Origin of the sequence: Nakamurella alba (assembly GCF_009707545.1) — a bacterium.
GTDB lineage: Bacteria > Actinomycetota > Actinomycetes > Mycobacteriales > Nakamurellaceae > Nakamurella > Nakamurella alba.
In genome coordinates this window covers 63,585-88,760 of the sequence record NZ_WLYK01000017.1, presented here as the reverse complement: position 1 = coordinate 88,760, position 25,176 = coordinate 63,585, and the positions used below count along the sequence as shown (strand labels likewise).

Here is a 25,176-nt window from a genome sequence, read left to right as displayed (position 1 = left end):
GATCAGCGCGAGGCGGTGTCCAGTGCCTGCAGTTGTGCCGCGTCCAGCGACAGCGACGTGGCCGCGAGCAGGTCCGCGACCTGCGCCGGGGTGCTGGCGCTGGCGATCGGCGCGACGACGGTGGGCTGGGCGGCCACCCAGGCGATCGCCACCGCGCCCTGGGTCGCGCCGGTCTGTGCGGCGACCTCGTCGAGCGCGGCCAACACCCGACGCCCACGGTCGTCCAAGCGGCGGACCGCGTTGGCCGCGCGCGGGCTGTCCACCGCGGGGCCGCCGTCCCGGTACTTGCCGGTGAGGAACCCGCCGGCCAGCGCGCCGTACGGCACAGCGGCGATCTGCTCCCGCTCCAGCAGCTGCTGCAGGTCGGCGCCGAAGGCGTCCCGGTTCAGCAGGTTCAGCGCCGGCTGCAGGGCGACGTAGCGGGCCACGCCCAGTTCATCGGCGATCCGCAGGGACGACGCCAGCCGGTCCGCGGTGAAGTTCGAGGCCGCCACCTGGCGCACCTTGCCCTCGGCCACCAGCTCGCCGAACGCGGCGACTGTCTCCTCCTGCGGGGTGTCCGGGTCGTCGACATGTGCGTAGTACAGGTCGATGTGGTCGGTGCCGAGGCGGCGGAGGGACGCCTCCGCGGCTGCCCGGATCGACGTCCGGGACAGGCCCTTCACCCCGTCGGCCTGGCCGACCTTGGTGGCCAGCACGATGTCGTCCCGCCGGCCGGACCGGGCCAGCCAGCCGCCCAGCACCGTCTCCGACTCGCCTCCGCCGTGCCCGGACACCCAGGCCGAGTACACGTCGGCGGTGTCGATGAAGTTGCCGCCGCCGGCCAGGTAGGCGTCGAGGATCCCGGCCGAGGCGGTCTCGTCGGCGGTCCAGCCGAACACGTTGCCGCCCAGGCAGATCGGCGACACGGCGAGGTCGGTGCGGGGGATGGTGGCCAAGTGGGTGGTGCCGGTCATGCGGTTGCTCCTTGCGCTGTGCTCACGGCCGGATGCCCGGCCGTCGGTGGTGGTTCCCGATCCCGGCCGTCCACGAACCCTCGGTGCCGGGTGTCACAGAACCCGGCTGTCGCACGGACTCAGCCGTGCACCCGCGCGGCGATCTCCGCCGCGTCCATCTCCCGGCCGCCGCGCCGCAGGATCTCCTCCGCCATCTCCGCCCGCTGCTCCAGTGCGCACACCGCCACCGCCGACCCTTCGGGCAGGTCGGAATCGAGAATCGTTGCCAGGGCGGTCAACTCGTCGGGCGCCTCGGGGACGTCGAGGGTGCCCGCCTCGGCGGCGCCGGCCCGCCAGAGCTGCTCCATCTCGCCCGGTGCCCGGTCCCGCAGGTACTTGTCCTTGCCGGCGATCATCAGCCGGTCCGCGGCCGCGGCGGCGATCGATCCCATCGCGTGGATCGCCTCGTCGGTGCGATCGCCGGCGGTGCCCAGGATCGCGACCAGCTCGCCGCTACCGGTGCGCAGGCGCCCGGCCACCTCGAGCAGCGACTCCAGCGATGCCTCGTTGTGGGCGAGATCCAGCACCACGGCGCAGGTCCCGACCCCGTAGACGTTGAGCCGGCCAGCGTTGTCGGCGGCCGAGGAGGAGAAGGTGCGCAGTCCTTCGCGGACGGCGTCCGGCTTCGCGCCGATCGCCAGCGCCGCGGCGGTGGCGGCCAGTGTGTTGGCGACGTTCACCCGGGACGTCCCGGCCAGGGTCAGCGGTACCTCCGCCACCGGCAGCAGCAGGCGCGGCTCCAGTCCACGCTCGAGGACCGCGATGACCCCGTCCAGTACCGTGATCGCCCGGCCGCCGGCGTCGAGAGCCTCGGCCAGGTAGGGATTCTCCGGGTCGGGGGAGTAGAACCAGGGCCGCGCCCGGGACACCGTGCGCATCGCCCGGACCAGCGGGTCGTCGGCGTTGAGCACCGTCCACCCGGTCGGTTTGGTGATCCGGGCAACCACCGACTTCACCTCGGCCAGCTGCTCGATCGTGTGCACGCCGAGCAGCCCGAGGTGGTCGGCGCTGATGTTCGTCACCACCGACACGTCGTTGACGGCGGTGCCCACCCCGCGGAGCAGGATGCCGCCGCGGGCGGTCTCGGTGACCGCGACCGTCACCCGCGGGTCCTCCAGCACCCGGGCCGCGCCGCCGGGGCCGGACCAGTCGCCGGTCTCCACCGTCTCGCCGTCGATCACGATGCCGTCCGTCGACGACCAGCCCGGGACCCGGCCGTCGGCCCGCATCAGGTGGGCGATCAGCCGGGTGGTGGTGGTCTTGCCGTTGGTACCGGTCACCGCTATGACCGGGATGCGCGGGCGCAGCGGCCGCACCGGCTCGCCGGGTTCGCGCCCGGTCACCCGCTCCTTGATGCCGGCAAGCGCGGCCGACGGAGTGGCGCCGTCGACGGTCACCGCGCGGTAGGCGGCGGCCACCTCCTCGCCGAAGGCCTCGCCGATGCCGCGCCGCCGGAACGGGAAGGCCACCACCACGGTGTTGTCGTCGGCCGGGGTGGCGATCGCCGCCACCCGCAGCCCGAGCCGGTACCCGGCCCGTCGCACCAGCGCCGCGGCGAGCTCCGCGGCGGCGACCGCCCGGGTGGGGGAGCCGGGCAGCCCGACCGCGTGGTCCGGGGTGCGCAGCGCGCGTTGCCAGCCGACGACCCGGGCCGGGTCCGCCTCCAGCACGCCGGAGGCATCCAGGGTCAGCTTCACCGCAGGGCGGGTGAAGTAGACGTTCGGTCCGGTCAGCAGCCGCAGTTCCACCGGGGTGGGCATGGGCACCAACCTAGAACCCGGATGCCACGGCGCGCTCGGCCGGTGCCACCGCGGAGTGACCCGGATCGTGAGGTGATCGTTTCCGCCCGGGTGACAGGCGTGATCCCTCTAGGGTTGGGCTCGTGTCGGACGATCTGTCGGGGAGGAGCCTCGCCCACTACCGCGTGGAGGAGATCCTCGGCCGCGGCGGGATGAGCGTGGTCTACCGCGCGTTGGACACCCGGCTGGACCGGCCGGTGGCGCTGAAGGTGATGAGCGAGCACCTGTCCTCCGATCCGGAGTTCCGGGCCCGGTTCGTCGAGGAGGCGCGCGCCGCGTCGGCGATCGACCACGTGAACGTGGTGCCGCTGTACGACTTCGGGCAGGCAGAGGGACACCTGTACATCGGGATGCGGCTGGTCGACGGGACGGACCTGGCCCGGGAGCTGGTGAACGGCCCGTTGCCGGAGCGCCGGGTGCTGGCCCTGCTCGGCCAGGTCGGCGCGGCCTTGGACATGCTGCACGACCGCGGGCTGGTGCACCTCGACGTGAAGCCGGCCAACGTGCTGATCACCCGCAACGAGTCGGCCGGGACCGAGCACGTCTACCTGGCCGACTTCGGGCTGACCCGGCGCGACACCATCGGCAGCCGCACCGGATCCGGGGACTTCCTGGGCTCGCCGACCTACGCCTCGCCGGAGCACCTGCGCGGCGAGGAGATCCTGCCTGCCGCCGACTCCTACTCGCTGACCTGCATGCTCTTCACCGCGCTCGCCGGGCGGGCGCCGTTCGTCGGCGACGTCCGCGCCGTCATCACCGGGCACCTGTCCGGGCAGGTGCCGTCGCTGTCCGCGCTGACCGGGCTGCCGCCGGCGATCGACCGGGTGATCGCCCGCGGTATGGCGATGGACCCGGCGGCCCGCTACCCCAGCAGCGCCGACCTGCTGGCCGCGGCCCGCAAGGCGCTGTCCTCGGTGCCCGCCGCCCCGGCGCCGCCCGCTCCCGGTGCGGGCGTCGGTGTCGACCTGCCGATCTCCACGGGACCTGACACCCAGATGTTCGGCGCGGTGCAGCCGGCCCCGGGGTCCTCCGCGGTGCCGGTGCCCGGTCTGGTGCAGCACTCCGTGCCGCCGCCCCCGGCCGGACCGCACCCGGTTGCCGGGTACCGGGTGGGGGAGGACCCGGCCGCCCGGCAGATCCCGGCGGCCGCCTATCAGATCCCCGGGACCGCGTCCGGGGACGGCGTCCGGCCGACCAGCCACCGGCTGGACGGGACGAAGAGGTCGTGGCCGTGGATCGCCGGCGCCGCCGCGCTGGTGGTGATCGCCGCCGTGGTCGTGGTGCTGGTGGTGCGGAACTCCGGTTCGGACACGCAGACCCCGGCGCCGCCCGCCGTGCAGACGTCCTCGACACCGTCCGGCGGGAACCAGGAGTCACGGCCCGCGGTGTCGCCCGCGCCGGGGACCACCACCCAGGAGAGCAACCGGCCCACCGTCCCCCCGGTGCCCACCGGCGGCGGCAGCACCTTCACCCTGCCCAGCGAGCTCATCCCGGAGACCGGCCTGCCTTCCGTGTCCGGCCTGCCCGACCCCTTCGTCACCACCGCCCGCTGACCCCGCCCCACCCCCGCCCCAGCGCGAGGATCAAGTTCGCCTGCGCGTAGGAAAGTGGCGACAACCGTCCCACCAGTACCAAACGCGACACGATCACACGCGCCTGCGAAGAAGATCCTCGCGGGTCGGGGGTGCGGGGGACATGGGGGAGGCATGTGCAGGCGGGCAGATTTCTTGCACTCGCCCTGGGTGAGTGCTAAACCTGGGTTGGCACTCGGGTAGCCTGAGTGCCAGGTCGTCGAGACGAGGGCACGGTCACGGGCGGGCAGGGAACGCACCGGAACGGGTCCGTCCGTCGCGGGCGTCGACACGGCCGCATCCACTAGCCACGCTGTCACTGCGTGCCCGGACGAGATCCGGGACTCCGCGCAGGCGAATCTGGAGGATTCACACCTCATGGCCAAGCTGATCGCTTTCAACGAGGAAGCGCGTCGCGGTCTCGAGCGCGGGATGAACACCCTCGCCGACGCCGTCAAGGTGACGCTGGGGCCGCGCGGCCGCAACGTCGTCCTGGAGAAGAAGTGGGGCGCTCCCACCATCACCAACGATGGTGTGTCGATCGCCAAGGAGATCGAGCTCGACGATCCGTACGAGAAGATCGGTGCCGAGCTCGTCAAGGAAGTTGCCAAGAAGACCGATGATGTTGCCGGTGACGGCACCACCACCGCGACCGTCCTGGCCCAGGCCCTCGTCCGCGAGGGACTGCGCAACGTGGCCGCCGGCGCCAACCCGCTCGGCCTGAAGCGCGGCATCGAGAAGGCCGTCGAGGCCATCTCCGGCCAGCTGCTGTCCGACGCCGTCGAGATCGAGACCAAGGAGCAGATCGCGGCCACCGCCTCGATCTCCGCCGCGGACACCTCGATCGGCGAGCTCATCGCCGAGGCGATGGACAAGGTCGGCAAGGAAGGCGTCATCACCGTCGAGGAGAGCAACGCCTTCGGCCTGGAGCTCGAGCTCACCGAGGGCATGCGCTTCGACAAGGGTTACACCTCGCTGTACTTCGCCACCGACGCCGAGCGTCAGGAGGCCGTGCTGGAGGATCCCTACATCCTGCTCTACGGCTCCAAGATCTCCGCGATCAAGGACCTGCTGCCGATCCTCGAGAAGATCATGCAGTCCGGCAAGCCGCTGCTGATCATCGCCGAGGACGTCGAGGGCGAGGCCCTGGCGACCCTGGTCGTCAACAAGATCCGTGGCACCTTCAAGTCCGTCGCCGTCAAGGCCCCGGGCTTCGGTGACCGCCGCAAGGCCATGCTGCAGGACATCGCGATCCTGACCGGTGGCCAGGTCATCTCCGAGGACGTCGGCCTCAAGCTCGAGAACACCGATGTCGCGCTGCTGGGCACCGCCCACAAGGTCATCGTCACCAAGGACGAGACCACCATCGTGGACGGCGGCGGCGACGCCGAGCAGATCGCCGGCCGGGTCTCCCAGATCCGCGCCGAGATCGACAAGTCCGACTCGGACTACGACCGCGAGAAGCTGCAGGAGCGGCTGGCCAAGCTGGCCGGCGGCGTCGCGGTGATCAAGGCCGGGGCTGCCACCGAGGTGGAGCTCAAGGAGCGCAAGCACCGCATCGAGGATGCCGTGCGTAACGCCAAGGCCGCGGTCGAGGAGGGCATCGTCGCCGGCGGTGGCGTCGGTCTGCTGCAGGCCGCCACCAAGGCGTTCGCCACCCTGGAGCTCTCGGGTGACGAGGCCACCGGTGCCAACATCGTCAAGGTCGCCGTCGAGGCGCCGCTGAAGCAGATCGCGGTCAACGCCGGTCTCGAGGGTGGCGTCGTGGCGGAGAAGGTCAAGAACCTGCCCTCGGGCGAGGGTCTGGACGCCGCCACCGGCGAGTACAAGGACCTGGTCAAGGCCGGCATCATCGATCCGGCCAAGGTCACCCGCTCGGCGCTGCAGAACGCCGCGTCGATCGCCGCGCTGTTCCTGACCACCGAGGCCGTCGTTGCCGACAAGCCGGAGAAGGCCCCGGCCGCCCCGGCCGGCCCCGGCGGTGACATGGACTTCTGATCCCACAGAGGATCAGGCTCCACGCACGATCACGAGGGCGGTCCGCTTCGGCGGGCCGCCCTCGTGGCATCTCCGGATGCTTCGTAGGCTCATCGCATGGCGAGGAAGAATCCGGTCGGGCCAGACCTACCGGACGGGCTGTCGGACGCGATCGCGAACATGTCGCCGCTCGAACTGCAGGAGCTGATGGCCCAGTTCGGCATCTCCGTCGTCGGTCCGGGCGCGCCACCGCCGTCCGGCGGCAGGGGTCTGTACGGGTTCACACCGCCACCCCGGCCGGACCTGAGAAGGCCCCGCCGGTCGTCCCCGGTGATCCTTCGGGTGCGGGTGGACCTGAAGGGAGCCACCCCGCCCATCTGGCGGCGGCTGGAGCTGAGCTCCGACCTCGAACTGGCGACCGTGCACCAGATCATCCAGGCCTGCTTCGGGTGGTGGGATTACCACCTGCACCGGTTCTCCATCGGCGGCGACCCGTTCGCCTGGGACGCCCAGGTCTTCGTCTGCGAGGAGGATGCCGAGCACTCCGACGACGAGCCCGACGGCCTGCTGGATCGCGACGTCCGGCTGGACGAGACCATGTCGGTGCCCGGCGACGTCCTGCAGTACGTGTACGACTACGGCGACCACTGGGACCTGTCGATCAGGCTGGAGGCGATCGTCCCGATCACCGATCAGCCGCGGGCGCGCTGCATCACCGGCCGGCGGGCGGGCCCGCCGGAGGACTGCGGCAGCGTCCGGGACGGCGACGAGCTGGCCACCCTGCTGGATGATCCCGCCGCCTTCGACGTCGAGATGGTGAACGCCGCGATCGACGAGATCATCGACGACGCCGACCGACCACGGCTCCGGACGGAGTTGGAACTCTCGTTCCGGCGGATGGACCCCTCCCTGGTCGGTGTGTTCGTCGAGGCCGGCCTCGGGTTGGATCCGGACCTCCGCCCCGATCCTGCCGAGGTTGCCGATCGGTTGCGGCCGTTCCTGCACCTGCTGGACCGCTGCAGGCCGAACGGACTGCAGCTCACGACGGCGGGATGGTTGCCGCCGGTCGTCGTCGAGGAAGTCGCGGCACTCCTGCCCACCGCAGCCGAGTGGATCGGCAAGAAGAACCGGGAGGACCTGACCCCGCCCGTCCACATCTTCCGCGGACTCCTGACCCGGCTCGGACTGGTGCGGAAGTTCAAGGGCAAGTTGATCCTGACGAAGGCCGGCAAGGGAGCCACCGATCCGGAGCGCCTGTGGAGGGTCCTGGGCGACAAGCTCGCGTCCCTCTCGCCCTCGGAGCCGGAGGTCCTCGGGATCCTGTTGCGCGCGCTGCTTCTCGTCGGTCCGGATCGGTCGGACGGGTCGGCCGCGGAGGTGGTGGCCAGGGCGCTCACGTCGATGGGATGGAGCGAGGGCGCCGGGCCGATTCGCCCACAGACGGTGGACGACATCTGGGACCCGGCCCGCCGACTGCTCGCCGAGCTGAGCCGGAAGCCGGTCCGCGGGTGGCAGCCCGATCCGTCGGACCCGGTGGTCCGGGCACTGCTCACCGATGTGGTGCTGGGGCTCGTCTGACCTGCGCCGGACTGCCAGGCAGGGCTGGTCGTCGAGTGGGAGGCCATGGGCGTCGCCGTGGTCCGCCGGGCGGTCCCACGGAAGTGGGGCCGCCCTTCCGGCATTTCGGATATCTGTGGTGAAGTAGTGGGATGTCCGAGCAACTGACCGCTGCCGACCTCCCGCGCGAGGATCCGGTCGTCGACGACCTGCGGGTGGCGGACCCGTTGGCCGCGCTGTCGGACGACGACGTGCAGGCGGTCATCGAGCAACTGGAAGTGGCGCTGCCCGGATCCGCGGAGCTGCCCGACGACCTGCGCCCCGAGCTGGCCGCCCTGATCGACCTGATACCCGCCGGCCCACGGGCCGTCTTCGTCGCCGCCGCCGCCCGGATCGACCGGACCCTGTGCCCGACTCCGGAGGAGCTGGCGGACGGGTTGGCGCCCGTGCTGTGGTTCCTCGGGCACTGCGGGTCCGACGGGCTGCCGCTGGCCACCGGCGGCGGGCTGGATCCGGTCGAGATCGCCGCGCTGGTCGCGCATCTGCCTGTGCTGTGGAATTCCGCCGACGAGGATCTGCAGCTGCGGGTCCGACAGTTCCGCGAGGTGCTGCGTGATCTGGGGTTGATCCGCCGGCACCGCGATCGGCTGGTCCTCACGACCGCCGGTGCGACCGCCGCTGCCGGGCCGGAGCAGCTGCGCACCGCCGTACTGACCGCCGATCCGGCCGGGCTGGGCGGCCGGGCGGTGGCGGATGCCTCGCTGCTGCACCTGCTGCTGGTCGCGGGTGGCCACGGGCCCGATCCGACCGCACTCGCCGCGGGTCTCGCCGCGCTCGAGTGGGCGCAGCCGGTCGGCGCCGCCCCGGCGCCGGACACCGTGCGCTCGCTGGTCCGCAACGTCGACGGCCTCTTCGCGATCATCGCCCCCGGCCGTCGGCGCTCCGTCCCCTTCGACCCGCGCTCCGCACTGGTGCGGTCGTTGGCGACGGATCTGGTGCTCGGCCGGGTCTGACGCGCCCGGCGCTTTCCTCGACCGGGTGCGTCCCGGCGCCGGTGGCCGGCCGCAGTTGAACCCGGGCCGCGTCGGCGGATCCGTGGCCGGGAACTCACCCGACTGTCGGAGCGCTGTGAGAAGGTCGGACCCGGAAGCGAGGAGGCGGAGTTGACGGTCACGGTGGACCCCGGTACGGAGGTCGATCCCGAGCACTACCGCACGGAGCTGCTCGGCTACTGCTACCGGATGCTCGGCTCCGCCTTCGACGCCGAGGACGCGGTCCAGGACGCGCTGGTACGGGCCTGGAAGTCGCGTGACTCCTTCGAGGGCCGGGCGTCGATGCGTACCTGGCTCTACCGGATCGCCACCAACGTCTGCCTCGACCTGATCGGCTCCCGCTCCCGGCGGGCCCGCCCCTACGACCTGTCCGGGACCTCCTGGCAGCCGATCGAGGCCTCGCTGGCCGGCAGCCGCGCCGCCGAGGAGTGGCTCGAGCCGATGCCGGACGGCTGGCTGTTTCCCGCGGGGGACGCGGTCGCCGACCCGGCAGAGGTGATCGTCCGCCGGGAGTCCGTCCGGCTGGCCTTCGTCGCCGCACTGCAGTACCTGCCGGCCCGGCAGCGGGCGGTGCTGGTGCTGCGGGACGTGCTGCGCTGGAAGGCCGCCGAGGTCGCCGAGCTGCTCGACACCACGGTCGCATCGGTGAACAGCGCGCTGCAGCGGGCCCATGCTGCGCTCGCGGAACGGCGGGCGGAGGGATCGGTGGCCGACGCCGGTGCCGAGGTCGGTGGCTCCGGTCCGGCGGCGGAGATCTTCGACGAGCTGGACAGCGCGCAGACCGCGCTGCTGGACCGGTATGTCGACGCCTTCGAACGGTACGACATGCAGAGTTTCGTCAGCCTGCTGCACGAGGACGTGCTGCAGAACATGCCGCCGTACGAGATGTGGCTGAGCGGACCGCAGGACGTCGTGGCCTGGATGCTCGGGCCGGGTGCCGAATGCCGGGGATCGAGGCTGATCCGCACGGTCGCCAACGGCCAGCCGGCGTTCGCGCAGTACCGGCTCGCCGCCGACGGCAGCTATTTCCCTTGGGGCCTGCAGGTTCTCGACGTGCGCGACGGGTCGGTACGCGGCATCAGCACCTTCCTGGACACCAGGGTGTTCGCCCTGCACGGCCTGCCGGACAGCCCGCCGGACGCCGGGGCGGAGCCCGGTGAGACGGTGGCCGACGGCCCGGGAGCGGTCCGCGCAGCGCGCTGATCCGCCTGCCGTCCCGGTGGTCCACCGGGCCGGCCGTTCATCCGCTCCGCTGCCGGTGGATCAGCCGGTCCGACGGGTCGACCCCCGCCGTCGGCGAGCAGGGTCGGGTGCGGTCAGTTCGCCGCACCGGGGACGTAGTCGGTGATCCCCTCCGCCGCCTGCAGCCAGACCAGCGGCCGCAGGCCGGCCGGGGCGGACGGATCGGCGACCGCCATCGAGGACACCCGGGTGGCGGGCAGGCCGTCCTGCACCACCTCGGCCGGATCGGACGGGCCGAACAACGAGTCCACCGACGCCGGCCCGACGGTGACCGCGGCTCCGGCGATCCCGGTCCGCGTCAGGTCCAGGGACGTGCAGGCCTGGCCGAGCAGCCGGGCCCAGCCGTTGCCCACGGCGTAACCGGCGAGCAGCCGGGGACCGGGCGGCAGCCGGCTGGACTCGCTGTAGGCCCGGGCCACGGCCGCGGCAGCGGGATGGTCGGAGCCGAAGGCCGGGGTGATCAGGTCGACCAACAGCCGGTCTCCGTCGGCCGCGGTCCACAGCGTGGGCTCGTAACCGTCCAGATCGGTGATCACCGTGACGTCAGCGGCGGTCGCGGCGAGCAGCGACGCGACCTCGGTCGGCGAGGTCAGTGCGAGCACGGCCCGCGCCCCGTCCCAGTCACCGGTCGCGGCTCCGGTCCGGACGTCCAGCACCAGGCCCTGCCGGTCCGCCCACCAGCGGGCGCCGGCCAGTGCGTTCAGTGCACCCGGGGTGCCGTCGCTGAGCACACCGACGGTGCTGCCCGACTCGATCACCCCGGTGCCCTGCAGGTAGGACAGCGCGTTGATGGCCTTGATGTCGTCGGTCGCGCCCAGCGGCACCAGCCCGGTGCCCAGTTCGGCGGAGGTGCCGGACCCGGTCAGCACGGTCATCCCGTCGGACTCGGCGGAGGCGGCCAGCGCGGTGCGGGCGGTGCCGACCGGCAGCGCCACCATGCCGGCCACCGAGCGGGCCAGGTCGTCGTACTGCGCCAGCTGCCCGATGGACGGCGACGTGCGCCACTCGATCTTCCGGCCGCAGATCCCACCGGTGGCGTTGACCGTCCGCGCCCACAGCAGCAGCCCGTCCGAGAACCCGCGGTCCCGATCGGGATCGACCAGCAGGCCGAGCGAGATGGTGGTGTCGGAGATCCCCGGCCCGGTCAGCAGCCCGTCGGGCGTCACCGGGGTCGGGGTGGGCACGGTGGTGGTCGGTGTCGGGGTGGCGCTCGCACTCGCGCTGGTCGGGGGCGGGCCGGCGGTCAGCGAGACGGTGCCGGTCGATCCGCTGGACGTGCCGCCCCCGGTGCAGGCCGGGAGCAGCAGCAGAACGGCCAGCAGTGCGACCGCGGCGGCCGGACGGCGGGCGTGCGGGATCGCACGTCGTCGTCCGGGTTCCACCCGCCCAGCGTAGTTCCGGGCAGGTGCGCTGCCGGTGCGGTCCCCGTCCGGACGGCAACAGGGCCCGGCATCCGCGAAGGATGCCGGGCCCTGTCGGGTGGAACGGGAGGTCAGGTCAGAGCTTGCCGACCGCGGTGACCAGCTGCGGGGTCAGCTGCTCGAGCACCACCGGGATGCTCAGCACGCTGGCGGCGCTGTACGCGCCGGACAGCTCGCCCGCCGGGTCGACGATGATCTCGCGGCCGTCCTTGGTGACGGTCAGGCTCTGCAGCAGCGGGTCGGCCTCGGTCTCGGCCAGGGTGAAGCCGATCGGCACGACGACCGCGACGTCCGCGTCGAACGCGGTGACCTGCTCGGCGCTGACGGCGGCGTAGAAGCCGGAGGCCTCGAGGTCCAGCACGGCCGGGTTCTGCACGAAGCCGAGGTCGGCCAGCAGGTCGAAGCGGCCGTCACCGGCGAGGTAGGCGCCGTAGGCGTCACCGAACTTGGACGCGGAGACGATGGTCTTGCCCTCGAAGTCCGGGTTCTCGGCGGCGACGTCGGCGATCTGCTGCTTGACGTCGGCGACGATGGTCTCGCCTTCGGACGCCTTGCCCAGCGCGGTGGCGACCTGGGTCATCTGGTCGTCCCACGCGGTGGCGAAGGCGGCGGTGCCGGCCGGGGCGCCCACGGTCGGGGCGATCTCGGACAGCCGCTCGTACTCGGCCTCGTCACCCGAGGAGCGGGTGTTGAGGATGAGATCCGGCGACAGGGCCAGGATCTGCTCGTAGTTCAGGGTCTGGTCGCCGCGGGTGATGATCTCCGGGGTGACGTCGCCGAACAGCGAGGTGGCCCACGGGCCGACGCCCTTGTTCGCCTCGCCGAAGCCCTGCCAGTCGTAGACCGCGACCGGGACGACGCCCAGCGCCAGCGCCATCTCCGCGTCCGACCAGCCGAGGGCGACGACCTTGGCGTCGGCCGGCAGCTCGGGGACGGTGACGGTGCCGAACTGGTCGGTCACGGTGACCGGACCGGAGGCGGCGGAGCTCGCCGAGGTGGAGCTGCCGGCCGCGCTGGTCGCTGAATCGGACGACGGCGCCGCGGAGGTCGCGGACGACGCGGCGGAGGTGGCGGCGGTGGTCGCGGCCGTCGAGCTCGTGCCGGCATCGGAGCCGGACGAACAGGCGGCCAGCCCCAGCGTGGCCACGGCCGCGACGGCCGCGGCGAAGGTACGGGTCAGACGGTGCATGACTCCCTCTCGGATCGGTGCGGGCGCGCAGGCGCAACGCGGCGCCCATCCCCACAGGTGAGGTCAGGCTATCCTCAAAACCCGTTCGCGCAGACCACAACTCCGTTACGTTTCTGCTGTCCGCTTGTTGCCTTCGGCACAACAGGACGCGCAGCGCGCAACGGTGCCGGGCTCGGGCGGCTCGGTCAGTGGTGCGTCACCAGCGGCACGACCAGCGGGGTGTGGCTCTCCGGGTCGTCGATGATCCGGCACCGCAGGTCGAACACCTCCTGCACCAGTTCGGCGGTCACCACCTCGGCGGGCGTGCCCTGGGCGATGACGTGCCCGGCCCGCATGGCGATCAGGTGGGTGGCGTACCGGGCTGCCTGGTTGAGGTCGTGCAGCACGGCGACCAGGGTGCGCCCGCTCTCCCGGTTCAGGCGCACGCAGAGGTCGAGAAGCTCGATCTGGTGGGTGATGTCGAGGTAGGTCGTGGGCTCGTCGAGGAGCAGCAGCGGGGTCTCCTGGGCCAGCGCCATGGCCACCCAGACCCGCTGGCGCTGACCGCCGGACAGCTCGTCGACCTTCCGGTCGGCCAGCCCGTCGACCCGGGTGGCCTCCATCGCCTCGCGGACCGCCTTCTCGTCCGCCTCCGACCACTGGCGCAGGAAGTTCTGGTGCGGATGCCGGCCGCGCGAGACCAGATCGATCACCGAGATGCCGTCCGGAACCACGGAACTCTGCGGCAGCAGGCCGAGCCGTCGGGCCACTTCCTTCGACGGCTGCTTGGCGATGTCGGCCCCGTCCAGCAGGACGGTGCCGGCGGTCGGCCTGAGCAGCCGGGCCAGCGTGCGCAGAAGGGTCGACTTACCGCAGGCGTTCGGTCCGACGATCACCGTGAAGGAGTCGTCCGGGATGGCGATGTCGAGTTCCTGGATGACGGTCCGGCCCTCGTAGCCGACGCGGAGGCCGCGTGCGCCCAGGGCGGTGTCCGGCAGGGTGGGGGTGATGGTCACTTCTTCTCAGGCCTTCCGGGACTGGGCGATGAGCAGGCCGATGAGGTAGGCGCCGCCGAGGGTGAGGGTGATGACGCCGACCGGCAGCTGCTTGGGGGCGAGCAGCTGCTGCGCGGCGACGTCGGAGACGAGCAGGAGGAGCGCGCCCATCGCGGCCGAGGCGGCGAGCGGGATGCCGGCCGAGCCGGTCAGCCGGCGGGCCAGCTGCGGGGCGGCGAGCGCGACGAACAGGATCGGGCCGGCCGCGGCGGTGACCGCCGCGGTGAACCCGACACCGACCACGATGAGGATCAGCCGCGTCCGGTTGGCGTTGAGGCCCAGGCCGGCGGCGGAGTCGTCGCCGAGCTCCAGCAGCCGCAGCGAACGGGCGAACCCGCAGAGCACCGGGACGAGGACCACCAGCGCGATCACGATCGGCAGCACCTGGGACCAGGTGATGGTGTCGAAGATGCCCATGCCCCAGGCGGCCGCCGCCATCGCGGTCTCCAGGTCGGCGCGCAGGATGAGATAGACGTTGAGCGAGGCCAGGACGGCACTGATCGCGATGCCGACCACGATGAGCCGCATGCCCTGCAGGCCGCCGCCCCGGGTGGCCAGCCCGACCACGATCGCCGCCGCGACGATGCCGCCGATGAGCGCGCCGATGGTGGAGCCGGTGCGCCCGGTGTTCAGCACCAGGATCGCGATCAGTGCGCCCGAGTAGGCGCCGTTGTTGAAGCCGATGATGTCCGGGCTGCCCAGCGGGTTGCGGGTCAGCGACTGGAAGATCGCCCCGGCGATGCCGAGCGAGGCGCCACCGACGATGGCGATCACCACCCGGGGCAGCCGCCAGTTCTGGATCAGCCGGACGATGCCGTCCTCGCCGCTGCCGAAGACGGCCTGGATCAGCGTGCCGACGGGGACGTCGATCGTCCCGAGAGTCATCGCCCAGCCGGCGACCACCACGGTGATCACGAGCAGGGCCAGGAACACCACCAGCGAGCGCACGTGCACCGGGAAGCTGATCTCCGGTCCGAGTCGGAGCGCCGGGCGCAGCGACCGGGGCGGTGCCTCGGCCGGCGCGGGATCCGGCGACGTGCCGGGGCTCTTCACGAGGTCGGCGCTCACAGGCCACTCTTCTTCCGGGTGCGGACGACGGCGACCAGGACCGGTGCGCCGAGAAAGGCCACGACCACGCCGACCGGCATCTCCGACGGCACCAGCACGCGACCGAGCACGTCGGCGCCGAGGAAGATGACCGGGCCGAAGAGGGCGGACAGCGGGACGATCCAGCGCTGGTCGGACCGGGCGACCACCCGGGCCAGGTAGGGGACCATCAGACCGAGGAAGGCGATCGGGCCCACGGCCGCGGTCGCCGCGCCGCAGAGCAGAGTGAGGGCGCCCATCGCGATCGCCCGGGTGCGGAACAGGTGCACGCCCAGCGATTTCGCCAGGTCCTCGCCCAGGGCGAGCGCGTTGAGCGACCGGGACAGCAGCACCGCGGTGAGCACACCGACCACCACGAACGGCAGTGCCCACCAGAAGGTGTCGATCTGCCGGCCCTGCAGCGAGCCGGACTGCCAGAACCGGATCTTGTCGAAGACGTCGGGGTCGAGGAACGTCACGGCGTAGGTGATGCCGTTCAGCACGGCGCCGAACGCAAGGCCGGCCAGCACCAGCTTCACCGGGGTGGCGCCGCTGCCGCGGGAGCCGATCACGTAGACCGACACGGCGGCCACCGCTGCGCCGAGGAAGGACCACCAGACGTACGAGGACAGGTTGGCGGTGCCGGAGATGGTCACCGACAGCACCACCGCGAAGAACGAGCCGGAGTTGACACCGAGCAGGCCGGGATCGGCGAGCGGGTTCCGGGTGATCGCCTGGATCAGTGCGCCGCCCACGCCGAGCGCACAACCGACCAGCACCGCGATCATCGCCCGCGGGATCCGGTAGTCGGTGACCAACAGGGCCAGGGTGTCGGTGCGGTCACCGCGCAGCGCCTCCCAGACCACCGACGCGGGGATCTCGCCGGAGCCGACGAACAGGCTGGCGAACCCGAGCAGCACCAGCACGACGAGGGCGACCAGGCAGACGACCAGCCGGTTCGCGGTGCCCTCGACCAGCGAGCGCTTCGGTGCCGCGGGGTCGACCCCCGGGGCCGCGGGGCGGGGACTGTCCAGACCGGTGGTGGTCATCGCCTCGCCGCCGCGAGTGGGTAGGTGAGCATTACCTCAGTGTCGCATCCCCGCGTGTCCGTTTCGTTGCGTGTCACCCATGGGTCGGGTCCCGGAGGCTGGCGCGACCCGGCCCGCGATGATTGAATTGAACTGAGTTCAATGGCGACGTCGTGGAGGAGTACGCACGTGGAACAGGTCCCGGCCGCCGACCGGCCGATCCCGCCGTCCGGCCCACTCGACCTGCGGGAGGTGAGATTCCCGACCAGGGCGGAGTCCGTGCTGCCGGAGGTGCTGGCGGCCCTGCAGGCGCGCACCCCCGAGGCCCCGTGCGCGGTGTTCACCGACGGCACCACCTGGAGCTACGCGGAGACGGCGGCGCGGACCTGGGGGCTGGCCCACCGGCTCGCGGAGGTGACCGGACTGGCGCGCGGGGAGTACCTGGCCTCGTGCCTGCCGAACGGGCCGGAGGCGATCCTGTCCTGGACCGCGACCTGTGCCCTCGGGGCGGTCTACGCCCCGCTCAACACCGCCTACCGCACACCGCAGCTGCACCACGCGCTCGAGCTGACCCGGGCATCGGTGCTGGTGGTCCACGCCGACCTGGCCGAGCGGCTGGCGCAGCTGGATCCGGTCACGCTGCCGCACCTCCGGCACGTCGTACTGGTGGGCGGGACCGCGCCGGAAGTCCCGTTGCCGTGGCCGGTCTCGTCGTGGACCGAGGTGGCGACGGTGAACGGTGCGGCCCGGCCGGTGCTGGATCCGCCGCTGGAGCCGTGGGACGAGTGCGCCGTGCTGATGACCTCGGGCACCACCGGGGCGTCGAAGGCGGTGCGGCGCACCTACGCCCAGTACGACCGGTACACCGAGAGCAGCTTCCGGATGGTCGGTGTCGGTGCCGCCGATCGGTTCCACGTGTGTGCGCCGCTGTTCCACGGCGGCGCCGACACCCCCGTCTACTCGATGATCCAGCTGGGCGCCTCGTTCCTGGTCGACACCGGGTTCAGCGTGAGCCGGTTCTGGGACACGGTGCGCCGGCACGGGTGCACCGTCGCCTGGCTGCATTCGGCGATGTCCCTGTTCCTGCACAAGCAGCCGGAGCGGCCCGATGATGCCGACAACCCGTTGCGGCTGGCGCTGCTTGCCCCGCTGTTCCCCGGCTACCAGGACTTCGCCCGCCGGTTCGGCATCTCGGTGTACATGGTGTACGGGATGACCGAGATGAGCTGTGTCTTCACCGTTCTGGATCCGACGGAGGTGGGATCGCTGGGTGCTCCGGCCGATCCCGGCTACCATGCCCGGATCGTCGACGAGCACGACGTGGAGGTGCCGCCCGGCACCCCCGGTGAGCTGGTGGTGCGACACGACCTGCCGTGGGTGATCACACCGGGCTACCTGCACGATGCCGCGGCCACTGCCCGGGTCTGGCGCAACGGCTGGTTCCACACCGGCGACGTGTTCGTGCGCACCGCGGCCGGTGACCACCGGCTGGTCGACCGGGTCAAGGACGCCATCCGGCGGCGCGGCGAGTTCGTGTCCGCGGCCGAGGTGGAGCGCGAACTGCTCGACCTGCCGGAGGTGACCGAGGCGGCGGTCATCGGGGTGGCGGCGGAGATGGAGGAGGAGGTGCTCGCCTACCTCGCCGTACGGCCGGGCAGCGACGCCCCGGACATCCATCGCCGGCTCGTGCAGCGGCTGTCCTACTTCGCCGTGCCCCGCTACCTGGTGGTGCGGGACACGTTGCCGCGCAACGTCGCTCTGCGGGTGGACAAGCCGTCGCTGCGCGGCCTCGGTGTGCCCGCGGACGCGTGGGACGCGGTGGCGGCCGGGGTCCAGCCGACCCGGGAGCGTTTCGGTCCGGCCTGAGCTCCGGCGGCCGTGACGACGGCCGGCGTCGTCGACGTGCTACGGCGCCGGCCCGGCGTCAGACCAGGGCCGGCACCGCGATTGCCCGGGCGACCGTGGCCGCCGCGGCCCGTCCCTCGGCGATGGCGTTCGACACCCGGCGCGGTGCGACGGCATCACCGATCACCCACGTCGGGATCCCGGCGGGTGTCGGCAGATCCCGTGGCCGGCGCCGCCCGATCGCCACCAGCAGGTCCCCGGCCAGCGGCTGCTCCGCACCGGTGAGGGTGTGCCGCACCACGACCCCGTCGCCGGTGGTACCGACAACGGCGGTGAGCGGCCGGATGTCGAGCGGTCGCCCACGCAACCGCTCCATCAACTGCAGCCGGGACTCCGGCGGGATGCTGCCGGCGAAGGAACCTCCGGGGGTGAGCAGGACGACGGACGACGCCCCGCGATCCAGCGCGGCCTCCACCGCGCTGACGGTCGGCCACCAGCCGAATCCGTCGTCCTGGATCAGCACGGTGCCCGCCACCATCGGCGGGTCGGCGAGGTAGTCGGTCGAGGACGAGGCCGGGATCGCACCCGGCTGCGTCACCGGACCGTCCTCCGCGGCGCCGCAGGCCAGTACCACCGCGTCGAACCCCTCGAGATCCGCCGGTGCCACGGTGGTTCGGTACCGGACCGGGATGTCGCTGCGGCGGAGCCCGGCGTCGTAGAAGCGCAGCAGGCGCTGCCAGCCGTGCCGCGACACCGTGCCGGCCGCCACCGCGATCGCGCCGCCGATCCGGTCGCCGGCTTCGAACAGCTCCGGGACGAAGCCCCGGTCGGCCAGGGACAGCGCGCACTCCACTCCGGCCGGGCCGGCGCCGACCACCGCAATCCGGCGACCGGGGTGCGTGCCGTTCGACCGGGTGGGGCCCAGTGGCAGGAGCAGCGGGCTCGCCGGGCGGACGTCGCTGCCGGCCGGCGCGAGGTCCGGGTTCACCGTGCACAGCGCGGTGGGGTCGAAGGACCGGCAGTCCTCGTTGCAGGACACGCACGGCCGGACCTCGTCGGAGCGACCGGCCAGGAACTTGGTCGGCAGATCCGGGTCGGCGATGTACGGGCGGGCCATCCCCACCATGTCCGCCCCGGTCGCCAGCGCCTGTTCGACCTGCGCCGGGTCCCGGAACATCGAGCACAGCAGCAGCGGAACACCGACCGCGTCACGCAGGGCAGCGCTGTGCCCGAGCAGCAACGGTTGCTCGGTGGCCATGTCCCGCACGTAGTAGCCGCGCATGCCGTAGGTCAGGTTCAGGTAGTCGAAGGGTGCGCGCTGCTGGATCAGCGGCAGCAGTTCGCCGAAGTCCTCCAGACCGCTGCCGCCGGCGTCGTTCTCCACCGAGACCCGCAGGCCCACCGGCAGTCCCGGAACAGCCCGCCGGATGCCCTCGATGATCTCGACGACCAGGGTGACCCGACCTGCCGCGGAGCCGCCGTAGCGGTCGGTCCGGGTGTTCACCGTGCGGGAGAGGAACTGGGCGAGCAGGTAGCCGTGGGCACCGTGCAGTTCGACACCGTCGAAGCCGGCGGCGGCGCAGTTGCGAGCCGAGGCCACGAAGGCCTCGACGATGCCCGGGACCTCGTCGGTGCGCAGCACCCGGGTCGAGGTCTGCTCCCTGGGGGAGAGCACGTCGCTCGGACCGACGAAGGAGTGGAAGAGGTTCGCCCCCAGGGTCTCCCGGCCCAGATGGCAGATCTGTGCCACGGCCACCGCGCCACCGGCGCGGATCGCGCCCGCCCGGCCCGCCATGCCGCCGATCGCCTCCGGGCGCCAGGCCTCGGTGAGGAAGCGGTTGCGGTAGGTCGACTCCTTCGCCACCGACATGCCGCCGGTGATCGCCATGCCCACACCCCCGGCGGCCAGTCGGCCCCAGTACCGGGCGTCCTCGGCCGTCGGGATCCCGTCCGCGACAGCCGCGGTGCCGTGGGCGGTGGCCACCAGGCGGTTGCGCAGGTGCAGCGGACCGATGTCCAACGGTCGGGCGAAGGCAGGGGTGGTGCTGTCGGCGGGCATCGCACAGCTCCGTTCCACGGGCGGAGGCCCGGTGCCGCGGCGGCGACATCGCGAGCCAGGATCGGGACCGGTGGCGAGAAGGTGGTTCCCGGCACCGATGCCGGTCCGAATTCTATCGAAGTGAGTTCGGGTCGGCATCCCGGCCCGGAGGTGCTGTTGGAGGACCACCGGCGGGCACGACCGGGTGTGATGTCCGTTCCGGTGGAACGGATGCGGCTGCATGCCGGTCGGTGCCGGGCGGGATGCGGGAGAAGTCCCAGGACGCGGTGCGGTCCGGCCGCAGCAGGTACCAGGCGTGGGTGCGGCGTTCGAAGCGCCGGTCCGGGTCGCCGAAGAAGACCGTGGCGAACAGCCGGCGCACCTCCGGGATGCGCGGGTCGTCGGCGGCCACCAACTCACAACCTCCGTACAGCACCGCGCCGCGCCGGTCGGCGTACCCCTCGCCGTCGCCCAGCCCGTCGTCGATGCAGAGGGAACACCGGGAACCGCGGGAGATGTCACGGCCGCGCCTGGATCCGACCAGGGCGTGGAACCAGATGCCGTCGGAGACCACGTAGCCGACCGGAGCGACATGTGGTTCCCCGTCGGCGCTCACGGTGGCGAGACGGCCCCAGCGGCGCGAGCGTACGTACGTCTCCAGTGAGTCCGGATCCATCCGCAGGACGGATCGGTCGACGCGGGACACCGGGCTCACCCGGCCCGGGCGGCGTCGGGAACGCGGCGACCGCCGAGCAGGCCGCCGTCGATGACGAACTCGGCGCCGGTGACGTACCCGGCGTCCGGGCCCAGTAGGTACCGGACCATGCCGGCGACCTCCTCCGGCCGGCCGCGCCGGCGCAGCGGGATGGACGCGAGATACGCGTCCTGGTCGACGTCGGCGAACGAGGAGCCGTGCACCATCGACGTCTCGATCGGACCGGGACAGATGGTGTTGACCCGGATCCCGAGATCGGCGAACTCGACGGCCGCGGTCCGGGTCAGCCCGCGCACAGCGAACTTGCTGGCGCAGTAGGCGCCGATCCCCTCGGTACCGATCAACCCGTTGATCGACGAGAAGGTCACCACGGACCCGCCTGTCGGCATCAGTGCCGGTGCCGACCGGAGCGCCAGGAAGGTGCCGAGGGTGTTCACCCGGAGCGTCCGCTCGAACTCGGCCACGGTGGTCTCGAGCAGCGGTCGCCGGGCCGCGACACCTGCGGCGTGGACCAGCCCGTCGAGCGGGCCGTACCGGTCGAGGATCGCCGGGACAGCTGCTGCCCAGGCACTCTCGTCGGTCACGTCGAGGGTGAGAGGGTCCGGGCCGGTCGGCGGTGTCAGGTCGCCGGCGACCACCCGGTCGCCCTGCGACCGCAACAGCGAGGCGACCGCGGCGCCCAGACCCCCGGCCGCGCCGGTGACCAGGATCGTCGCCGGCCGGGCCGTCATCGGCCCGTGCCGGGGTCCGCGAGCTCCTGCGCCTCGGTGAGCAGTTCCTCGGGGCGGCCGCCGAAGTACGCGGCCTCGGCCCGCTCCGCGAAGCCCTCCTGGCCGGCGTCCCCGCGCGCGGTGATCCGCCCGTCGGTCAGCACCACCACCCGGTGACTGGCCGCCAGCGCCCGGCTGAGCAACTGCTCGAGCAGCACGATGGTCATCCCGTCCGCGGCGAGATCGGTGATCCGGCCGTACACGTCGTCCACCCAGGCCGGAGCCAGGCCCAGTGCGGGTTCGTCCAGGATCAGCACGTCGGGCTGGGCCATCAGGCCGCGGGCGATCGCCAGGATCTGCTGCTCGCCACCGGACAGCGCCGCGGCGGGCAGGTCCATCCTGGTGCGCAGCCGCTCCGGCAGCCAGGCTGCCGTCGACGCCAGCCGCTCCTTGAGCTCGGTGCCGCGGATGCCGACGGCATAGGCCGCGACCTCGAGGTTCTCCTGCAGGGACAGGGTCTTGAACAGGTGACGGCCCTCGGGGACGAGCGAGATACGCGTCGCCCCGGACGGTGTCGTCCGGGATCCGCTGGTGGCGGTCAGTTCGCCGTGCAGGATCCGGCCCAGGGTCGACTTGCCCGCGCCGTTGGCGCCGACGACGCCGATCACCGCGCCGGCGGGCACGGTCAGGTCGATGTCGCGCAGCGCCACCACACCGCCGAACCGGTGGCCGACGTCCTCGAGTCGGATCACCGGGGCCGGGTCGCCCGGCAGCGGCGGGGGAGCGGCATGGCCGCCCGCGGAGCCGAGGTAGCTGGCCCGCACCTGCGGGTCGTCCAGCACGGTGTCGGGCGTGCCGCTGCCGATGGTGCGGCCGAAGTCGAAGGCCACCACCCGGTCGGCCACGGCGAACAGGTCGTCCAGTACGTGGTCGACGATGAGCACCCCGGCGCCGCCGCCCGCGACTCGGCGCAGGTGCCGGGCGGCCACCGCGCGCTCGGCGGCATCGAGGCCGCCGAACGGTTCGTCCAGCACCAGCAGTTGTGGCTGCTCGGCGATGGCCCGGGCGAAGTCGAGCTGCTTCTGCAGGCCGAACGCCAGCTCCGACGGCTTCCGGTGCAGCACACCACCGAGTCCCATGTCGGTGAGCAGGGCGATCGCCTCGCTGCGCCGCTGTGGGGTGATCCGGCGGTGGGTGCACAACACGTTCTCCAGCACCGTCAGCTCGGTGAAGGTCTCGGCGTGCTGGAAGGTCCGGCCGATCCCCAGCGAGCGCCGGCGGGTGGCCCGGCCGCCGAGGATGCTGCGGCCCAGCAGCTCCACCCGGCCGTCCACCTTGCCGCCGCCGACCAGTCCGGACAGCGTGTTGACCATGGTGGTCTTACCGGCGCCGTTGGGTCCGATGATGGCCACGACCTCGCCGGTGGAGACCTCCAGGGTGGCGTCCTCCAGCGCCTTCAGCCCGCCGTAACGCACCGAGAGATGTTCCACCTCCAGCAGTGTCGATCCGACTCCGGTGCCCGGCGCGACATCCGGGTCCGGCAGGTCCGCGTCGGCGGGTGCGGTCGGCAGCTGCTCGGCGTGGTCGGCGGCGGTCGGCCGGATGCGGGACCACAGCGCCCGGAGCAGCTTGCCGGCGAACGGCACCACTCCGCCGGGCAGGAAGAGCAGCGCGAGGATCAGCACCACGCCCTGCACGATCGGCTGGTCCACGCCGACGCTGTCGGACAGGTTCGGCACCCAGGTCAGGTACGCGCCGCCGACCAGGGCACCGACGATGCTGCCGCCCCCGCCCAGCACCGCCGCCGCGATGATGCTGATCGCCAGCACCAGGGAGAAGGACTCGGAGGAGATGAAGCCGGTAGTCAGCGCGAGCAGGACGCCGGACAGCCCGGCGAAGGCGCCGCTGACGGCGAACCCGAGAGACGTCTGCGACTCCGGTGCGATGCCGACGCTGCGCGCCGCGATCGGGTGGGACTTGGCCGCCACCAACCGCATCCGCAGCGCACTGCGCTTGACCAGCACCGCGACGGTCACCACCAGACCGGCAGTGATCAGTGTCAGGTACTCCGCCTCGGACGAGGACGGCGAGAACGACGTGCCGAGCAGCACGCTGCGCAGGTCGTCCACCGGGATGCCCTCGTCGCCGCCGGTGACGTCCGACCAGCGGTTGATGATCTCCAGGGTGACCAGGGTGAAGGCCAGGGTGAGCAACGCGATGTACAGGATGGAGAACCGGGCACCGGCGAAGCCGAGGAACCCGCCGCAGGCGGCGGTGAGAGCAACCGCGACCAGCACCACCACCTCCAGCGGCCAGCCGTGGCCGCTGCCGTACGCCGCGACGTAGGCGCCGATGGCGAACAGGCCGGGGTGTCCGACGGACCAGACGCCGCCCCAGCCGCCGAGCAGGCCGACGGACATCACCAGGATCGAGTACACCCCGAACAGCGCGACGGAGTAGGCCTGGTGCGTGGGCACCACCTCGGTGGCGATCGCACCGATCAGCACCAGGGCACCGAGCGGGCCGCCCAGGACGGAGAGCAGGAAGGTGGGCTTGCGGAACAGCTGCTGCACGGTGGTCACACCCGTTCGAAGGTCTTGGCGCCGAACAACCCCTGCGGGCGGATCAGCAGCACCAGCACGGTGAAGGCGAACACGAAGGTGTCCCGGAAACTCGCGGAACCGTAGGTGGCGGCCAGGTTCTCGAGAACGCCGATGGTGACACCGCCGATGACCGCGCCGTACATGCTGGTCAGTCCGCCGAGGAAGATGCCGGCGAAGGCGCGGAACAGCGGCGCGGCCAGCACGGTCGGGGACAGCCCGGAGCGGGGCGCGTACAGGCATGCGGCGAGCGCGGCGAGGGCCATGCCCAGGCCCCAGGCGATCCGCGCGACCTTCTGCGGGTTGACGCCCAGGGTCTTGGCGGTGTCGGAGGACTCGGCGACCGCGCGCATCACCGATCCCAGGGTGGTCCGTTTGAACAGGAATGCGACCGCACCCATGGCCACCGCCGCGACCGCGATGGTCAGCAGGCTCTGCACCGCGATGGCCGAGTCGCCGAAGCTGACCTGACCCTCCACCAGCGCCGGGAACGACGTCGGCTGGGTGCCCCAGAAGCTGTGGATCAGGCTGTCGATGATCAGCGACGCGCCCATCGTGATCACCAGTGCGGAGAACAGGTTCCCCGAGCCGAGGGGGCGGATCACCACCTCGCGCACGATGATGCCGATCAGCGCCGCCGCGATGACCGCGGCGATCACCGCGGTGATCGTGCCCCAGCCGGCGCGGGTCGCGCTCCAGGCGATGTACAGCGCCATCGTCGCCATGCTGGCGAGGGCGAAGTTCACCACGTCGGTGGCCCGGAAGATGATGACCAGACCCAGACCCATCAGGCCGTAGACGGCGCCGCTGGCGATACCCGCCACCAGCACCAGGACGAACTGCTCCACCGGTCTCTGACTCCTTCGTCGTCGGGCGCGGGGCGGTCAACGGCGGGCGTCCTGCGCGGTCGCTCCGCTGCTGACCTGAACTCAGTTCGACAGTAGTGAGGTGTGCCGCGGAGCACAAGGCCCCGTCACCCGGGGAGACCCGTCGTCCGACAGCGGGCGGCCACGCGGGCCGGCCGTGTCCGGGGGTGGTGTCGGTGGTGGTCCGGCGCGGGACACGGCCCGGCCGCCGGGCCGGCGTCCGGATCGGCCTGCATCGCCGGCGTCCGGTCGAGAGTCGCTGTCCGGCAGGCGGTCCGCCGCCGATGGCGGGCACGCGCCGGATGTCCGATCGATCCCGTTCGTCGAACCCCTTGTCGCAGGACCGTTCCGGGGTGTTCAATACCCGAACCGAACTCAACTAGGGATCCGCGCCGTGGCGTCGACAACCCCGGTGGGTTCGCCCCGGTGCGACCGCCGGTCGCCCGTTGTT

At 72.2% G+C, this 25,176-nt stretch carries 18 protein-coding genes; 6 read left to right on the top strand and 12 right to left on the bottom strand.

All coding sequences use genetic code 11. The annotated features are described in order from the left end of the window. Positions 1-2: 2 nt before the first annotated feature. Both GIS00_RS25475 and GIS00_RS25470 read right to left on the bottom strand, forming a co-directional pair. Positions 3-956 carry an aldo/keto reductase gene (locus GIS00_RS25475; RefSeq protein WP_154771279.1) on the bottom strand — a complete coding sequence of 318 codons (954 nt, stop codon included), beginning with the start codon at positions 954-956 and terminating at the stop codon, positions 3-5. 119 nt (positions 957-1,075) lie between these two features. After that, a complete protein-coding gene (locus tag GIS00_RS25470; protein WP_154771278.1) occupies positions 1,076-2,755 on the bottom strand; it encodes a Mur ligase family protein in 1,680 nt (559 codons plus the stop codon). A 122-nt stretch (positions 2,756-2,877) separates the two neighbouring features. Between GIS00_RS25470 and GIS00_RS25465 the strand changes: the two genes are divergently transcribed. The 5 genes from GIS00_RS25465 to GIS00_RS25445 all read left to right on the top strand — a co-directional run bounded on the left by GIS00_RS25465 (position 2,878) and on the right by GIS00_RS25445 (position 10,154). Further along, positions 2,878-4,347: a serine/threonine-protein kinase gene (locus tag GIS00_RS25465; protein ID WP_322098435.1), complete on the top strand. Its 1,470-nt coding sequence runs from the start codon at positions 2,878-2,880 to the stop codon at positions 4,345-4,347. A 396-nt stretch (positions 4,348-4,743) separates the two neighbouring features. Further along, a complete protein-coding gene (gene groL / locus GIS00_RS25460) occupies positions 4,744-6,363 on the top strand; it encodes a chaperonin GroEL (protein WP_154771277.1) in 1,620 nt (539 codons plus the stop codon). A 96-nt stretch (positions 6,364-6,459) separates the two neighbouring features. Next, positions 6,460-7,920 (top strand): plasmid pRiA4b ORF-3 family protein, encoded by a 1,461-nt coding sequence (locus tag GIS00_RS25455; RefSeq protein ID WP_154771276.1) that lies wholly within the window; start codon positions 6,460-6,462, stop codon positions 7,918-7,920. Positions 7,921-8,051: 131 nt separating this feature from the next. Further along, on the top strand, positions 8,052-8,912 hold the full coding sequence (locus GIS00_RS25450; protein ID WP_154771275.1) for a hypothetical protein: 861 nt from the start codon (positions 8,052-8,054) through the stop codon (positions 8,910-8,912). Between the two features lie 150 nt (positions 8,913-9,062). After that, positions 9,063-10,154, top strand: a complete 1,092-nt coding sequence (locus GIS00_RS25445; protein WP_154771274.1) for a sigma-70 family RNA polymerase sigma factor — start codon at positions 9,063-9,065, stop codon at positions 10,152-10,154. A 113-nt stretch (positions 10,155-10,267) separates the two neighbouring features. Here GIS00_RS25445 and GIS00_RS25440 read toward each other — a convergent pair whose 3' ends face one another. The 5 genes from GIS00_RS25440 to GIS00_RS25420 all read right to left on the bottom strand — a co-directional run bounded on the left by GIS00_RS25440 (position 10,268) and on the right by GIS00_RS25420 (position 15,972). Then, positions 10,268-11,575: a type 1 periplasmic-binding domain-containing protein gene (locus GIS00_RS25440; RefSeq protein ID WP_154771273.1), complete on the bottom strand. Its 1,308-nt coding sequence runs from the start codon at positions 11,573-11,575 to the stop codon at positions 10,268-10,270. 115 nt (positions 11,576-11,690) lie between these two features. Beyond that, positions 11,691-12,803 (bottom strand): iron-siderophore ABC transporter substrate-binding protein, encoded by a 1,113-nt coding sequence (locus tag GIS00_RS25435; protein ID WP_154771272.1) that lies wholly within the window; start codon positions 12,801-12,803, stop codon positions 11,691-11,693. Positions 12,804-12,988: 185 nt separating this feature from the next. Further along, positions 12,989-13,798: an ABC transporter ATP-binding protein gene (locus GIS00_RS25430; RefSeq protein ID WP_322098434.1), complete on the bottom strand. Its 810-nt coding sequence runs from the start codon at positions 13,796-13,798 to the stop codon at positions 12,989-12,991. A 6-nt stretch (positions 13,799-13,804) separates the two neighbouring features. After that, positions 13,805-14,905 (bottom strand): FecCD family ABC transporter permease, encoded by a 1,101-nt coding sequence (locus tag GIS00_RS25425; RefSeq protein ID WP_322098433.1) that lies wholly within the window; start codon positions 14,903-14,905, stop codon positions 13,805-13,807. Beyond that, entirely contained in the window at positions 14,902-15,972 is a 1,071-nt protein-coding gene (locus tag GIS00_RS25420; protein ID WP_154771271.1) for a FecCD family ABC transporter permease, read from the bottom strand. The genes GIS00_RS25425 and GIS00_RS25420 overlap by 4 nt, the downstream gene beginning before the upstream one ends. 168 nt (positions 15,973-16,140) lie before the next feature. Between GIS00_RS25420 and GIS00_RS25415 the strand changes: the two genes are divergently transcribed. Next, on the top strand, positions 16,141-17,817 hold the full coding sequence (locus GIS00_RS25415) for an AMP-binding protein (protein ID WP_196073464.1): 1,677 nt from the start codon (positions 16,141-16,143) through the stop codon (positions 17,815-17,817). A 58-nt stretch (positions 17,818-17,875) separates the two neighbouring features. Here GIS00_RS25415 and GIS00_RS25410 read toward each other — a convergent pair whose 3' ends face one another. The 5 genes from GIS00_RS25410 to GIS00_RS25390 all read right to left on the bottom strand — a co-directional run bounded on the left by GIS00_RS25410 (position 17,876) and on the right by GIS00_RS25390 (position 24,707). Further along, positions 17,876-19,855 (bottom strand): oxidoreductase, encoded by a 1,980-nt coding sequence (locus GIS00_RS25410; RefSeq protein ID WP_154771269.1) that lies wholly within the window; start codon positions 19,853-19,855, stop codon positions 17,876-17,878. Positions 19,856-19,967: 112 nt separating this feature from the next. Then, on the bottom strand, positions 19,968-20,510 hold the full coding sequence (locus GIS00_RS25405; protein WP_154771268.1) for a pyridoxamine 5'-phosphate oxidase family protein: 543 nt from the start codon (positions 20,508-20,510) through the stop codon (positions 19,968-19,970). A gap of 35 nt (positions 20,511-20,545) precedes the next feature. Further along, positions 20,546-21,280: an SDR family oxidoreductase gene (locus GIS00_RS25400; protein WP_154771267.1), complete on the bottom strand. Its 735-nt coding sequence runs from the start codon at positions 21,278-21,280 to the stop codon at positions 20,546-20,548. After that, entirely contained in the window at positions 21,277-23,841 is a 2,565-nt protein-coding gene (locus tag GIS00_RS25395; protein ID WP_322098432.1) for an ATP-binding cassette domain-containing protein, read from the bottom strand. Before GIS00_RS25395 ends, GIS00_RS25400 begins: the two co-directional genes overlap by 4 nt. Further along, positions 23,838-24,707 (bottom strand): branched-chain amino acid ABC transporter permease, encoded by an 870-nt coding sequence (locus GIS00_RS25390; protein WP_322098431.1) that lies wholly within the window; start codon positions 24,705-24,707, stop codon positions 23,838-23,840. Before GIS00_RS25390 ends, GIS00_RS25395 begins: the two co-directional genes overlap by 4 nt. Positions 24,708-25,176: the final 469 nt, after the last annotated feature.

Coding starts and splice junctions, on each gene's coding strand:
- GIS00_RS25435 (WP_154771272.1), bottom strand. CDS start 12,803: ATGCACCGTCTGACCCGTACCTTCGCCGCGGCCGTCGCGGCCGTGGCC.
- GIS00_RS25475 (WP_154771279.1), bottom strand. CDS start 956: ATGACCGGCACCACCCACTTGGCCACCATCCCCCGCACCGACCTCGCC.
- groL (WP_154771277.1), top strand. CDS start 4,744: ATGGCCAAGCTGATCGCTTTCAACGAGGAAGCGCGTCGCGGTCTCGAG.
- GIS00_RS25405 (WP_154771268.1), bottom strand. CDS start 20,510: ATGGATCCGGACTCACTGGAGACGTACGTACGCTCGCGCCGCTGGGGC.
- GIS00_RS25455 (WP_154771276.1), top strand. CDS start 6,460: ATGGCGAGGAAGAATCCGGTCGGGCCAGACCTACCGGACGGGCTGTCG.
- GIS00_RS25450 (WP_154771275.1), top strand. CDS start 8,052: ATGTCCGAGCAACTGACCGCTGCCGACCTCCCGCGCGAGGATCCGGTC.
- GIS00_RS25400 (WP_154771267.1), bottom strand. CDS start 21,280: ATGACGGCCCGGCCGGCGACGATCCTGGTCACCGGCGCGGCCGGGGGT.
- GIS00_RS25420 (WP_154771271.1), bottom strand. CDS start 15,972: ATGACCACCACCGGTCTGGACAGTCCCCGCCCCGCGGCCCCGGGGGTC.
- GIS00_RS25410 (WP_154771269.1), bottom strand. CDS start 19,855: ATGCCCGCCGACAGCACCACCCCTGCCTTCGCCCGACCGTTGGACATC.
- GIS00_RS25470 (WP_154771278.1), bottom strand. CDS start 2,755: ATGCCCACCCCGGTGGAACTGCGGCTGCTGACCGGACCGAACGTCTAC.